The organism is Siccibacter colletis, from assembly GCF_000696575.1.
GTDB lineage: Bacteria > Pseudomonadota > Gammaproteobacteria > Enterobacterales > Enterobacteriaceae > Siccibacter > Siccibacter colletis.
Genome location: NZ_JMSQ01000011.1, coordinates 64,057 through 77,677, shown reverse-complemented (window position 1 = coordinate 77,677; position 13,621 = coordinate 64,057). Strand labels below are relative to the sequence as shown.

At 60.1% G+C, this 13,621-nt stretch carries 12 protein-coding genes; 10 read left to right on the top strand and 2 right to left on the bottom strand.

The annotated features are described in order from the left end of the window. The first annotated feature begins 81 nt into the window (after positions 1-81). The 4 genes from aztA to aztD are packed head-to-tail and all read left to right on the top strand — an operon-like array spanning position 82 to position 3,942. Positions 82-822, top strand: coding sequence for a zinc ABC transporter ATP-binding protein AztA (gene aztA, locus ET34_RS0113635; protein ID WP_236633863.1), 741 nt, complete (start codon positions 82-84; stop codon positions 820-822). Then, a complete protein-coding gene (aztB, locus tag ET34_RS0113630) occupies positions 822-1,703 on the top strand; it encodes a zinc ABC transporter permease AztB (RefSeq protein WP_031522950.1) in 882 nt (293 codons plus the stop codon). Before aztA ends, aztB begins: the two co-directional genes overlap by 1 nt. Before the next feature lie 6 nt (positions 1,704-1,709). Continuing rightward, positions 1,710-2,663 (top strand): zinc ABC transporter substrate-binding protein AztC, encoded by a 954-nt coding sequence (gene aztC, locus ET34_RS0113625; protein ID WP_051640540.1) that lies wholly within the window; start codon positions 1,710-1,712, stop codon positions 2,661-2,663. A 28-nt stretch (positions 2,664-2,691) separates the two neighbouring features. Further along, positions 2,692-3,942 carry a zinc metallochaperone AztD gene (gene aztD / locus ET34_RS0113620; RefSeq protein WP_031522946.1) on the top strand — a complete coding sequence of 417 codons (1,251 nt, stop codon included), beginning with the start codon at positions 2,692-2,694 and terminating at the stop codon, positions 3,940-3,942. 45 nt (positions 3,943-3,987) lie between these two features. Here aztD and ET34_RS0113615 read toward each other — a convergent pair whose 3' ends face one another. Further along, positions 3,988-4,236 (bottom strand): hypothetical protein, encoded by a 249-nt coding sequence (locus ET34_RS0113615; protein ID WP_031522945.1) that lies wholly within the window; start codon positions 4,234-4,236, stop codon positions 3,988-3,990. Positions 4,237-4,462: 226 nt separating this feature from the next. Here ET34_RS0113615 and ET34_RS21295 point away from each other — a divergent pair, with 226 nt between their 5' ends. Next, positions 4,463-4,936, top strand: a complete 474-nt coding sequence (locus ET34_RS21295; protein WP_160165454.1) for a Fur family transcriptional regulator — start codon at positions 4,463-4,465, stop codon at positions 4,934-4,936. A gap of 3 nt (positions 4,937-4,939) precedes the next feature. On the opposite strand, the gene ET34_RS0113605 is transcribed toward ET34_RS21295, so the two are convergent. Continuing rightward, entirely contained in the window at positions 4,940-6,718 is a 1,779-nt protein-coding gene (locus tag ET34_RS0113605) for a diguanylate cyclase (RefSeq protein WP_031522942.1), read from the bottom strand. A gap of 212 nt (positions 6,719-6,930) precedes the next feature. Here ET34_RS0113605 and ET34_RS0113600 point away from each other — a divergent pair, with 212 nt between their 5' ends. The 5 genes from ET34_RS0113600 to ET34_RS0113580 all read left to right on the top strand — a co-directional run bounded on the left by ET34_RS0113600 (position 6,931) and on the right by ET34_RS0113580 (position 13,619). Continuing rightward, complete coding sequence (locus ET34_RS0113600) at positions 6,931-9,255, top strand: FdhF/YdeP family oxidoreductase (protein ID WP_031522940.1); 2,325 nt, start codon at positions 6,931-6,933, stop codon at positions 9,253-9,255. Between the two features lie 234 nt (positions 9,256-9,489). Continuing rightward, positions 9,490-10,011: a hypothetical protein gene (locus ET34_RS0113595; RefSeq protein ID WP_031522938.1), complete on the top strand. Its 522-nt coding sequence runs from the start codon at positions 9,490-9,492 to the stop codon at positions 10,009-10,011. A 246-nt stretch (positions 10,012-10,257) separates the two neighbouring features. Beyond that, entirely contained in the window at positions 10,258-10,959 is a 702-nt protein-coding gene (locus tag ET34_RS0113590) for an ABC transporter ATP-binding protein (protein ID WP_031522937.1), read from the top strand. Beyond that, the gene (locus ET34_RS0113585) at positions 10,956-11,918 is read left to right on the top strand and encodes an ABC transporter substrate-binding protein (protein WP_031522935.1); all 963 of its coding nucleotides are present in this window, start codon (positions 10,956-10,958) and stop codon (positions 11,916-11,918) included. Before ET34_RS0113590 ends, ET34_RS0113585 begins: the two co-directional genes overlap by 4 nt. A 42-nt stretch (positions 11,919-11,960) precedes the next feature. Next, a complete protein-coding gene (locus tag ET34_RS0113580) occupies positions 11,961-13,619 on the top strand; it encodes an ABC transporter permease (RefSeq protein ID WP_031522933.1) in 1,659 nt (552 codons plus the stop codon). The last annotated feature ends 2 nt before the right edge of the window (positions 13,620-13,621 follow it).

Here is a 13,621-nt window from a genome sequence, read left to right as displayed (position 1 = left end):
CACGCGTTTATCGCTGAGGTAAGTATTATACGTTTACATTGCGCAATGTTACGTTATAACATTTCGCAAAGAATGAATATTATGGACCGTAATGAGATGACGGACATTGCAGTACACCTTGAAGACTTGACGCTGGGCTACGAAGGCCATACGGCCCTGAACGCCATTACCGGCTCGGTACGCGCAGGCTCCCTCACCGCTGTGGTTGGGCCGAACGGCTCGGGAAAATCGACCCTGCTGAAAGGCATCGCCGGCATTCTGCAACCGCAGTCGGGTTCCTGCCGCACCGCGGCGGATGCCCGTATCGCTTACCTGCCGCAGATTTCCGAGCTGGATCGCAGCTTTCCGGCCAACGTGCACGATCTGGTATCCCTCGGGCTGTGGCAGGACCGCGGTCTGCTGCGCCGTCACCGGCGCGAAGATCGTCTGCGCATCGCCGAGTCTCTGGTCGCGGTCGGCCTGGCGGGTATGGAAAAAAAACCGCTCAGCGCCCTCTCCGGCGGCCAGTTTCAGCGCGCCCTGTTTGCGCGGGTGATGGTCCAGGATGCCAGCATCATTTTGCTGGATGAGCCGTTCAACGCCATCGATGCCGCCACGGTACAGGCCATGCTGGAGCTGATTAAACGCTGGCATTCCCAGGCGCGCACGGTCATCGTGGTGATCCACGATCCCGAACTGGTCAGCCGACACTTTCCCGAAACCCTGATGGTCAACGGCACGCTGGTGGCCTGGGGAGAAACCCAGTGGGTGATGCGCGCCCGTCAGGCGCCGCCCGCGTTTTGTCAGCATGAGCCGGCGCGATTCGCGGCAGGAGGTCGATGATGGCCTGGCTGTATGACGTGCTGATTAATCCCTTCGTTGAATTCGGCTTTATGCGCCGTGCCCTGATGGGGTCGCTGCTGCTGGCGCTCAGCGCCTGTCCGGTGGGGGTATTCCTGACCCTCAGACGCATGAGCCTGGTGGGCGATGCCATGTCCCACGCCGTGCTGCCGGGGGCGGCATTTGGCTTTCTGCTCTACGGGCTGGAGATCGTGCCAATGACCCTCGGCGGGCTGGTGGCCGGGCTGATTGTCGCTATCGGCGCCGGGATCGTCTCGCGCCTGACGGTGCAAAAAGAAGATGCCTCAATGGCGGCGTTTTACCTGATCTCGCTGGCGCTCGGCGTGCTGATCGTCTCGCTGCGCGGGTCGAGCGTCGATCTGATGCACGTGCTGTTCGGCACCGTACTGGCGCTGAATGCCGATGCGCTGGCGCTGATCGCCTCGGTGTCGGTAATTTCACTGATCGCGCTGATCCTGCTGTGGCGCGCGCTGATCGCCGAATGTCTGGACCCGCTGTTCCTGCGCGCCGTGTCGAAGCTTGGCTCGCCGGTCCACTTCCTGTTTCTGGCGCTGGTGGTGATGAACCTGGTGGCGGGCTATCAGGCGCTGGGCACGCTGCTCTCCGTCGGGCTGATGATCCTTCCGGCGGTGACGGCCCGCTTCTGGACCCGGCGCGTCATCACCCTCTGCTGCGCTGCGGTCCTGCTCGGCATGACGGCCTGCGTCATCGGCCTGCTGTTTTCATACCACTATTCCCTGCCTTCAGGCCCGGCCATCATTCTTGCCAGCGGGGTGGGCTATCTGGTCTCCACCGCCCTTGCGCTGGTGAAAAATAGCCGTCGCCCCGCTTTTTCTAAAACGCGCCCTGCGCGCACGGAGTAAATCACCATGAGAATCATTACGCCGCTTGCGGTCGCTGCCCTGCTGGCTCTGACGGCCCCTCTACAGGCCAGCGCTAAGCTCAACGTCATCGCCAGCTTTTCTATCCTCGGCGATATGGCGAAGAATATTGGTCAGGATCGTATCGAGCTACGCACCCTCGTCGGCCCGGACAGCGATGCGCACGTCTATGAGCCTTCCCCGGCGGATGCCATTGCGATGGCGAAAGCCGATGTCATTCTGATTAACGGTCTGCAGTTTGAGGGCTTTATCACCCGTCTGATTCAGGCCAGTGAAAGCACTGCGCCGGTGACGGAAGTGAGTAAAGGCGCGGCGATCCTGCGCGATCCGGCGGGCGGTCACTACCACTTTTACAACGGCAAAGCGGTGTTTCACGCGGCCCCCTTCGACCCTCACGCCTGGCAATCCATTACCAATGCCCGCACGTATGTGAAAAACATCACCGCTGCGTTCTGCGCGGCAGATAAATCCGGCTGCGACAGCTACCAGGCCAACGCCCGCGCCTACGACGAAAAGCTGGCGGCGCTGGCAGAAAAAATTGATAGCGAGATCGCCCGCCTTCCCGACGCGCACCGCACCGTGGTGGTGGGTCACAACGCCTTCCGCTACTTCGAAGAAGATCACGGCATCCACTTTTTATCCCCGCAGGGCGTATCAACCGAGTCCGAGGCCTCAGCCGCCGACGTGGCGGGGATTCTGCGCGAGATAAAGAAAAACCACGCCGCGGCGGTGTTCGCCGAGAACATTTCTAACCCGCGGCTGGTGGAACAAATTGCCTCCGAAGCCGGGCTGCCGGTTTCCGGTGTGCTCTATTCCGATGCGCTTTCCGGCACTGAAGGCCCTGCTGCCACCTATATCGACATGATGCAGCACAACGCCAGCACCCTGGTGTCCGCGCTGGTTGCTGCCACCGCTTCCCCCGATTCCGCCGTTAAACCTTAACCCGGACTATTTGCTAATGGAGATCCCCATGAAGAAGCTGTTATTACCGCTGTCCATCGCGGCCATCCTGCTGGGCGCAGCCGGTTCCGCTACGGCCGCGGAAGAAGACGTCACCGCCTGGCGTCTGTTTGTTGCCGATCATGACAAGCCGGTGGTCAACGTGATCGATGCCCTTGATGGCGACACGCTGAATACCTTCACCGTGAAAGGCCCGGCCTCGCTCTATCGCAGCGAAAGCGGCGCGACGGTGTTTGCGGTACAGGGCAGCGCCGGTACGGTGTCCACTATCGCCTCCGGCATCGCCTTCCACGATCACGGCGATCACGCTGATATTGATGTCGATCCAGCAAAAATGCTCAGCACCCAGTTCACTGGCCAGAAACCGGGCCACTTTGTTGAGCGCCAGGGGAAGGTTGCCCAGTGGTTTGACGGCGAGCGCTACGCCCTGGTGTACAGCGAAGCGGCGGTGCAGGACGGCAAAAGCGATGCGAAAAAGGTGGATGTGGTTGCACCGCATCGCGGCGTAGCCGTACCGTACGATAACTATGCTGTGGTCTCGATTCCCAATCCGGACGATGCCTCTGAACGCCCGGTTGGCGCGCGCATCGTGGGCCTGGACGGCAAAAAAGTCGGTAACGACATTGCCTGTCCTGGCCTGCACGGCTCGGCCGGCTCCGGTGATACCTATGCGCTCTCCTGTGAAACCGGCCTGCTGCTGGTGACCCAGAAAGGCGATACGCCGGAAATCCGTCATCTGCCTTACTCCAGCGCGTTGCCGAAAGGGAGCGTCTCGACGCTTATCGGCGGCAAAGGGATGCAGTACTTCATCGGCAACTACGGCCCGGACCGCATTGTGCTCATCGACCCGAGCGACGCGCAGAGCTTCCGCCTGGTGCAGCTCCCGACCCGCCGGGTGCATTTCGCTGTCGACCCGGTACGCCCGAAATACGCTTACGTCTTCACCGAAGACGGCAAGCTGAATCAGATTGACGTGCTGAAAGGCGAAATTACTAAATCGGTGCGCGTGACCGAGCCGTACTCTATGGACGGCCACTGGAACGATCCGCGTCCGCGTATTGCGGTTGCTGAAGACAACATCTTCATCACCGATCCGCTGCAGAGCAAAATTCACGTGCTGAACGCCGCCGATCTGAAAGAGGGCAAGGCGATTAGCGTGGAAGGTCACCCGTTTAACATCGTGGCGGTAGGCGGCTCCGGCAAAATGCACGGAGGAGAACATCATCACGACCATCACGACGCAGACCATAAAGCAGAGTGATAAAAAAACGGCCTGAGTCATCAGGCCGTTTTTAAGAGAGAGACATTACATCCGCTGGCTGCGCAGCATGGCGCAAAATGCGCAGCCGCAGCCGTTTAGCGGCAGCGCAGAGCAGGTGCCAGCGAATGGGGCCTGAAGCGCTGAGGCATGCTGAGAATACGAGCTGAAAGCCTGGCTCTCAAGGCGTTGAAGCGGTTGGTTTGATTCAGTCGGGCTACGGTCATTGGCTTGAAAGGCCATTGCACTGCCCGAGACAACTGAAAGCGATACTGCCAGTACCTTTGTGATGTTCATGCTCTGCTCCTGAACGTGCCTCTCTCTGCCACCAGAGGGCGTTGCGCCGATTTTGTTACGTTATAACACAGGGTATGCCATTTCTACATCACTTGGGTCGTAACGCAGCAAAGACAGACAGCGATCCGACATCGTAGATCATCACCGGACGGACCCTGCGCCATGCAGCGGCAAGGTTAAACCGGTAGCGGGGGAAAATATGCTGATACAGCAGCGTGTCTCAGACATGGAATTAAACGTTACCCGCCAGGAACAGGCGGAGCTGGAACGGCTGATCCTTGAACACGATCGTATCGCACAGCGCTTTACCAGACCGCGGCAGATGATCTATCTGTTTGTTCGCCGCGCGGGTAATCAGGGCGTGGGGGCGTATGTGTTGCTTGAAGCGTTAAAAACATACAGTCCGAATGCCAGGCCCGCCACCGTTTACCGCGCCCTCGACTATCTGCTTCGCCTCGGCCTGGTAGTCAAAATCGATAGCCAGAGCAAATTTTTTGCCCGCTCCCCGCACTCGTCGCAGCGCCTCTGCCTGTTTATGGTGTGCTCAGGCTGTGGTTCAGTACATGAGTTTATCGATCCGTTCTGTGAGAAAAAAATTGAAGACAGCGTGCTCGGAGCAGGCAACGTCATTGATAAAAAAGCAATTGAAATCAGCGTGCTGTGTGAGAATTGTCAGCCAGCCAGCGCGGGCGCATCCTGACCATCATCCCGCCTTACGCGCCACCCGAATCTGGCCGCGCCCGTTCTCTTTGGCATGATAGAGCGCCAGATCGGCGGCACGCACCAGGTTATCCGCTCTGGCATGATGCGGCCACACCGCCAGACCGATAGATATCGACACCGGGCCGATCTGGCGCGCATCGTACAGCACGCGGTGGCCTGCAACGTTATGCAGGATCTCTTCGGCCAGGGCGACAGCCTGCGCCTCATCGACGTCCGGCAAAATAATCAGGAACTCTTCGCCGCCGTAGCGGAACGCCGTGCCGTTGCCCTTCAGGCTGGCGGTAACCAGTGCCGCGACCTCCGTCAGCACTTTATCCCCGGCCTCATGGCCCCAGGTATCGTTGAGCTTTTTGAAGTGATCGATGTCGAGCATCATGCAGCTCAGCACGCTTTGCGTTGCTTTCGCCTGTGCCAGCGCCATCTGCAACGTCTCCTCAAAATCGGTGCGGTTGCGCATGCCGGTCAGGGCATCGAACGCCGCTTTCTTCGTCAGCGAATCACGCAGCTTCTGGTTCGCCAGCGCCAGCGCAAGGGTCTCTCCCATCAGTTCAATATAGATATAGGGCAGCTCCCGCCCGGTATCGTGGTTCAGGAACGACAGCAGCCCGATAATCTTATTCTGGGCTATCAACGGCACGCAGATTGCCAGATGCGCAGCCTCCGCAGGCACGTGGGTGCAGGGCATATCCACCGCGTCACGCAGCGGGCTGTGCAGGTGCCCACGCTTGAGCGCCCAGCACTGGTCAGGGGGAAAGGACTCTTGGTCGCTGGGGGATAACAGCCAGCGGGCGACGCAGCGCATGGTGTTGGCCTGCTCATCAAGGATATAGAGCCGTCCTCCGGCACCGGGAATGATATTCGGCGCGAAAACGGTGGTCGCCATGATGATGTCGCCCCAGGAGTCGCACCCCTGCAAGCGCCGCGTCATGCGCGCCAGCAGCTTGCGCGTCTCCCAGTCGGCGTCGCGCTCCTGCTCAAGGCGCTGTCTGGCGAGGCCGTTCTCGCGAAAGATGCTGATGGCCTGTGCCATATCACCGATTTCATCGACGTGGGCCAGGGTTGGGGTCTGCACCGCATAATCCTGCGTAGCAAGCCGGTTCACCACATCGCTGAGGGTGATCACCGGGCGCAGAATGCGATGGCGGATGATAAAACCCAGCACAAACAGGAACAGCAGCGCGGTCAGGCCCACCATGACCTCAGACAGGGTGCGCAGGCGCTGGGAGAGCTGCGTGGCCTCGGCAACGGCAGCATCGGTACGCTGATCAAGCAGGCTGCGGAAGTGCTCGAAGTGGCTTTCTACCTGGCCAAGCTGCGCCTCATACTCCCGGCTGAACAGCAGGCTGATGGCCGCTTCGCGCTGCCCCGCCTCGATCGATGCGATCGCCGTCCCCTGCTCCTCCTCCAGCGCATCCAGCACCGTCAGCGCGCGCTGGAGCAGCATCAGCTCTTCCGTCGAGGCGCCAACATCCTGCAACGACGCCAGATGTTTTTCCTTACGCTTGTCCTCGGCCAGCGTCGTTTTCCAGGCCTGGATATCGTCACCCTGCGGGTGGATTGCCGCCTGACGCGCCAGCTCAGTAAGGGAGAACGCCTCTTTTTCTAACTCCTGGGTCAGGGCATCAAACACCCGGCTCTGCTGCACCGCGTCACGCTCGGTGCGTTCGGCATTCGACGCCATAAACAGCGACACCCCTGACGACAGGGTCAGAAGTACCGTAGCGATATAAGCAATGTTGGTAATAGTGGCGATGCGCACGGGATGCCTGCGAGCGTTATCAACGGGATAACCAAAGTTTAACGTATCTCCCCGTAACTGAATGACTATTTCGCCCTCTGTGGCGCAGACAACCGTAGCGCGGAAACATTTTGATAACCTTATCTCTACATTAATGCCGCCTGTCGGTGCCTGGTATGCATTTGCTGTACCAGGCTTAAAGAAAAAGCAGTTAACAGACAGTGTGGAGCATTATGAAAGAGCAAAATCGTACTATTGGCATCGCACCCTATGGCGGGTCTGCGGGCGGCTGGGGCGCGTTAAAGGCGGTTGCCGACGCGATACGCGGCCAGATGTCGGTGAAGCAGGACGTGATTGCCCTGTTCAAAGTGAACCAGCCGCAGGGCTTTGACTGCCCCGGCTGCGCCTGGCCCGATCCGCAGCACGCCTCATCCTTTGAGTTCTGCGAAAACGGTGCCAAGGCGGTCTCATGGGAGGCCACCAGTAAACGCACCACCCCGGAATTTTTCGCCTCCCATCCGGTGAGCGAGCTGTGGGAGCGCAGCGCCTTTGAGCTGGAAGGCGAAGGCCGCCTCACCCATCCGATGAAATACGATGCGGCCAGCGATACCTATCAGCCCATTGAGTGGGAGACCGCGTTTCGCGAAATCGGCGAGCATCTGCGTAGCTATGACGATCCCGACAGCGTCGAGTTTTACACCTCGGGCCGCGCCTCCAACGAAGCGGCGTTCCTGTGGCAGCTGTTCGCCCGTGAATACGGCACCAACAACTTCCCGGACTGCTCCAATATGTGCCACGAACCCACCAGCGTGGGTCTGCCGGAGTCGATCGGCGTCGGTAAAGGCACGGTAGAGCTGGAAGATTTCGACCACTGCGACCTGGTGCTGTGCATCGGTCATAACCCCGGCACTAACCACCCGCGCATGCTCGGTACGCTGCGTGAAGTCTCGAAGCGCGGGGCGACTATCGTGGCGATTAACCCGCTGCGCGAGCGCGGCCTTGAGCGTTTTACCTCCCCGCAAAGCCCGATCGAGATGCTGTCGCTCAGCTCCACCGAGCTGGCGTCCACCTATTACAAAGTGCGGGTCGGCGGTGATGCGGCGATGCTCAAAGGGGTGATGAAGATCCTGCTGGCGATGCATGACCAGGCGCTGGCAAATGGCGAGCCGGGTGTTATCGACGAGGCGTTTATCGAGGAACACACCGAAGGCTTTGCCGAACTGAAGGCCGACCTGGATGCCACCGATTGGGACCATATCCTGAAGGTCTCCGGTATGGAGCGTAAGGAGATCCAGAACATCGCGCGCCTGTATGCCGAAGCCGAGCGCACCATCATCTGCTACGGCATGGGGATTACGCAGCACCAGTACGGCACCCAGAACGTTCAGCAGATCGCTAACCTGCTGCTGCTGCGCGGCAATATCGGTAAGCAGGGCGCGGGCGTCTGCCCGCTGCGCGGTCACTCTAACGTGCAGGGCGATCGCACCGTGGGCATCACTGAGATCCCGCCGCAGTCGCTGCTCGACGGTATCGAACGGGTATTTGGCTTTACGCCGCCGCAGAAGCACGGTCATGGCGCAGTGGCAGCGATCCAGGCGATGCGCGACGGGAAAGCGAAAGCGCTGCTGTGCCTAGGCGGCAACCTGGCGGAAGCTATCTCCGATCCGCAGGTCACTTTCCCGGCGATGCGTAATCTGGACCTGGTGGTGCACATGGCCACCAAGCTCAACCGCTCGCATCTGCTGCTCGGCAAGCACAACTATCTGCTACCGGTGCTGGGCCGTACCGAGACCGATATTCAGGCCTCGGGCGAGCAGAGCATCACGGTGGAAGACTCTATGTCGATGGTGCACGCGTCGCGCGGCAGCCTGAAGCCCGCCTCGCCGCATCTCAAATCCGAACCGGCGCTGGTGGCCGGGCTGGCGAAAGCCACCCTGCCGGACACCGTGGTCAACTGGGACAAAATGATCGGCGACTACAGCTTTATCCGCGAGGCAATCGAGGCGGTATTCCCGGCGTTTGAGAACTTCAATGAGCGGGTCAAACGGCCAGGCGGCTTCCGCCTGCGCAACGCCGCCTCGGAGCGGGAGTGGAACACCCCCACCGGCAAGGCGCAGTTTAAGGTGATGCAGGGTATCAATGAGGACCCACGCTCGCTGAAGTGCCACGATCTGGTGCTGACCACCCTGCGCAGCCATGACCAGTACAACACCACGCTCTACGGCCTGAACGACCGCTATCGCGGCGTCACCGGCCGGCGCGACGTGCTGTTTATCAATCCGGACGAAGCCGAAAAGCGCCAGCTGCGCGTGGGCGATCAGGTGAACGTGGTGGCCCTCGACCCGGACGGCAATCCGACCTCGCGCCGCATGCACAATCTGACTATCGTCGTGATCGACATGGCCCCCGGCTCCGTTGGCGCTTACTATCCTGAAGCCAACGTGCTGGTGCCGCTCGACAGCCACGACACCCAGAGCGGCATTCCGGCGTACAAGAGCATCCCGATTGCCATGGAACGCGTAGAAACGCCGGTCGCGACCGAGGGGGCGCGGCGGTAATCGCATTTGCTGATAACTCCTCACCTCTATGCCCGCATGCATGAGCTCTTCAGCGTGCGGGCATAATTTTAACGAGCCGGTCCTGCCCGTTGCACCTACTCTCTTGTGGCACTTACGATAAAAACTAATCAGAGCACTCAAATCTGGTAGTTTTGCTTTTGTGTAGAAAAAACTATCATTCAGGGTTTAACATCAAACCAACCCGCTCGTTATTTAATCATCAGGACAGGCGTTATGTGGAAAGGAAGTTTGTGTTTTTTATCTGCTTTACTGTTATCCGGCTGCTCAAATATTTTACCGCTCGATTATAGCCAATATGAAGGAAGTGATGCCGCCACTATCTATGCAAGAAATTATGAAGGCAGCGTAGGAACCATTTATATTACCACTTATAAATATGTTGATACCGATGCCTGCTTCGATATGGATACGCGTTACGAGCTTGATTCGAATGTTTTCGCAGCCAGTGGTAATGTAATTAAAGCCAAAATAAAGCCTGGTAATTTTTATGCCTACGAGCAGACCAGAAATTATGGTAGATACATTGCTGACTCCAGACTCTCCTTTATTCCTGAGCCTGGCAAGACGTATTACATAATGCAGAATGAACGCATTTTCGAAATACCGGACTCTGAAGTTATTTCGATGAACACTGATGAACAAAAGTTATTTAACCAATACGGCAAAAATTTGGTTAAAGGATGGCCAGCCAAAAATAAATGTAAAAACTTTATGGGTAAGCTGATGAGTAAATAATAACATGCTTATCGTGCGTGAGGTCTGCAGCCTCACGCTATCAAAAATAGCTGTCTACATGTTATTAAGCGCTTCCGGCGTAATATCACCGTAATCTCTCCGTCATATTCCCTGCCTATAGTCAGCGCCAGCAAATCCCAAAGAGGATAACAATATGTTTGCTCCCCTGACGTTAGTGCAGGTGGACGCGCCCCGCAGGATGAAGACCGCGGGTGGCAGACGCTTTCCCATTGTGGGAGGGCGCTGATGGACGCGTTTACCGATATCCGCCTGGCCGGTGTTAGCTATGCTTTTGGTAGCCACACCGTGCTCAATCAGATCGATCTTGAGATTCCCGCTGGTACTGTAATGGCGCTGCTCGGCCCCTCCGGCTGCGGCAAAAGTACCCTGCTGCGCCTGCTGGCCGGCCTGACCCAACCCGCCGCGGGCACCATCCATTTTGGCACCCGCCTGGTGGCGAAATCCGGCTGGGCGCTGCCGCCTGAGCTGCGCAACATCGGCATGGTATTCCAGGATTATGCCCTGTGGCCGCATATGACGGTCGAGCAGAACGTCGCCTTCCCGCTGAAGATGCGCCGCGTTGCCCACACGGAGCGTGAGCGCCGTGTCGCCGGAGCGCTGGCGCGCGTCGGGCTGAGTGAGTTCGCCGGGCGTAAACCCGCAGGCCTCTCCGGCGGGCAGCAGCAGCGCGTAGCGCTGGCCCGGGCGATTGTCGCCGAACCGCGCGTGCTGCTGTTCGACGAACCCCTTTCCAATCTCGACAGCGAGCTGCGCGAATCCCTGTGCCGTGACATGGCTACCCTGCTGCGCCAGCTCGGCATTACCGCGGTGTACGTCACCCACGATCGCCGCGAAGCCGAGATCCTCGCTGACCGCATTGTTCATCTGTCTGCCGGGCGTGTAGACGCCATTCGATCTGTTACATCATCCTCAGGGGAAACCGCATGAAACTGTCCGTGAAGAAAGGAGTTGCGTTAGCCATGGTGTTGTCGTCCGTTATGATGTCCAGCGCGCACGCGCTTACCGTGTACACCGCCGGCCCTGGCTCGCTGGCGAAAGGGCTGGCCAGCGGCTTTGAGAAGAAAACCGGAGTGAAGGTGAATATCTTCCAGGCCACTACCGGCAAAGTCATGGCGCGTCTCGAAGCCGAACAGGCTAATCCGCAGGCGGATATTCTGATCTCCGCCTCCTGGGACACCGCCGAGGATCTGCACAATCGCGGCTGGCTGCTGCCGTACCAGAGCACCAACGCGGGTGAGGTGCCGGACACGCTGAAGAGCGCCGACTATGTGGCGCAGGGCGTCTCGGCGCTGGGGATCGTCTGGAACACCAAAAGCGGCACCCCTGAACCGAAAGAGTGGCACGATCTGACCGCGCCGGCGTTTAAAGACAAGGTAACGACGCCGGACCCGGCGCTCTCCGGTGCGTCGCTGGATCTGCTGATTGGTCTGCAAAACGGCATGGGGGATAAGGCCTGGACGCTGTTCGACGGCCTGAAACAGAACGGCATGGTGGTCAGCGGCCCGAACGCGCAGGCCGTCACGCCGGTGATGCAGGGGGCAAAAGCAGCGGTGTTCGGTGCGGTGGATTACGTTACCTACGGCAACATTGAGCAGGGCGAATCCCTGAAGGTGATCTTCCCGGCCAGCGGGACGGTGATTGCCCCGCGTCCGATGATGATCCTGAAAACCACCCAGCATGAAGCGGATGCGAAGGCGTTTGTTGATTACGTGCTGTCGCCGGAAGGCCAGAAAATGGTGGCCGACGCCTGGCTGATGCCGGCCCGCACCGACGTGCAGGCGAAGCGCCCGCTGTTCACCGAACTGAAACTGCTGCCCACCAGAAGCGACGGCACCAGCGAGCGTAGCGCGGTACTCAAGCGCTTCAGTACGCTGTTTGCCCACTAATTTTCATCCGACGGGGGCAACCCCGTCTTCTGGACATTCGCTGTGAATCAACGACTTCTTTCGCTCGTCACGCTGGCCGCCCTGCTGGTACTGGTGGCGCTACCGCTGCTGTTTATCATCCTGCAGGCCGTTTTCCCGCAGTTCAGCGCCGGTTCCCTGGAGGGCGCTTTCTCGGGTATCGCACCGCTGTTTTCCGACCCGCAGCTACCGGCCATGTTTGGCGGCACGCTGCAGATTGCCGCGGGCGTGGCATTGCTCAGCGCCTGCCTCGGCCTGCCGCTCGGTGTAGCGCGCGGGCTGTTCAACCTGCCCTGCCCGCGCCTGTGGGATCTGCTGTTCCTGCTCCCCTTCCTGACGCCGCCCTACATCGCGGCGCTGTCGTGGATGCTGGTATTGCAGACCAACGGCTACCTGGCGCAGCTGCTTGGTTTCGATCTTAACGCCCTGCTGTTCAGCAAAACCGGCATCGTACTGGTGATGACGCTCAACATCTTTCCGGTGGTCTACTTCGCGGTATCGCGCAGCCTGCTTGCCAGCGGGCAGCGGCTGGCGCTGGTCGCCAGGGTGCACGGAGCCAGCGCCTGGCGGGCGTTTTACCACGTGACGCTGCCGATGCTCTCGCCCTCGCTGGCCGCCGGGATGCTGCTGGCCTTTACCCTCGCGATTGAAGAGTACGGCGTGCCTGCCGCGCTGGGTACGCGCTCGGGCGTGGTGATGCTGACGGTCGGGATTGAGAAAAAGCTCGCCGACTGGCCCATCGACCTGCCCGGCGCGTCGATGCTGTCGCTGATATTAATCACCATCGCGCTCTGCGCCTGGTGGCTACAGGGCAAGCTGACCGGCGGACGCGACGTTACCAGCGTGACCGGTAAACCCACCGAAAACAGCGGCGCGCGCCTCGGCGTGGCAGCCGTGCCGGTGGTGGCCGTCATGGCCGGTATCGGTTTTCTCGCGGTAGTGGTGCCGGGGCTGTCAATGGCGGTCACCGGGGTGATGGGCACGCTCTCCGGCGGGCTGACGCTGGCGAACGCTACCACCGCGCACTACGCGGCGCTGTTCGCTCAACAGGGCGATGCGTTAACCGCGCTCGGCACCAGCCTGTCGCTGGCGTTGGCCTCGGCGTTGGTTACCGGAGCGGTGGGCCTGCTCGCCGCGTGGCTGGTGGTGGTGCAGCGCATTAAAGGACGCGGCATCATCGACGCGCTGTCGCTGATGCCCGCCGCGCTGCCCGGCATTGTGGTGGGCGTGGGGCTGATCCTGCTGTGGAACCGGACCTTCTGGCCGGTCTCACCCTACAACACTTGGGCTATTTTGCTGCTCTCTTACTGCTGTCTGCTCCTGCCGTGGCCGGTGCGCTACGTCGGCAGCGCATTGCGCCAGCTGGGCGGTAATCTGGAGCCCGCCGCGCGGGTACACGGCGCGACGGCGTTTCAGGCGCTGCGCGCCATCGTGCTGCCGCTGGTCTCCCCGGCGCTGCTCGCCGCCATGCTGATGGTGTTCGCCATCGCGTCACGCGAGCTGGTGACCTCGCTCCTGCTCGCCCCCGCCGGAACGCAGACGGTGGCGGTGTTTATCTGGCGGCAGTTTGAACAGGGGTCCGTGGGCCAGGGGATGGCGATGGCGACGCTGACGCTTATCGTTGGGCTGACGCTGATGCTCAGCGCGCTGGCGATTATGCAGCGCAGCGCGGCGCGCGGGTAATG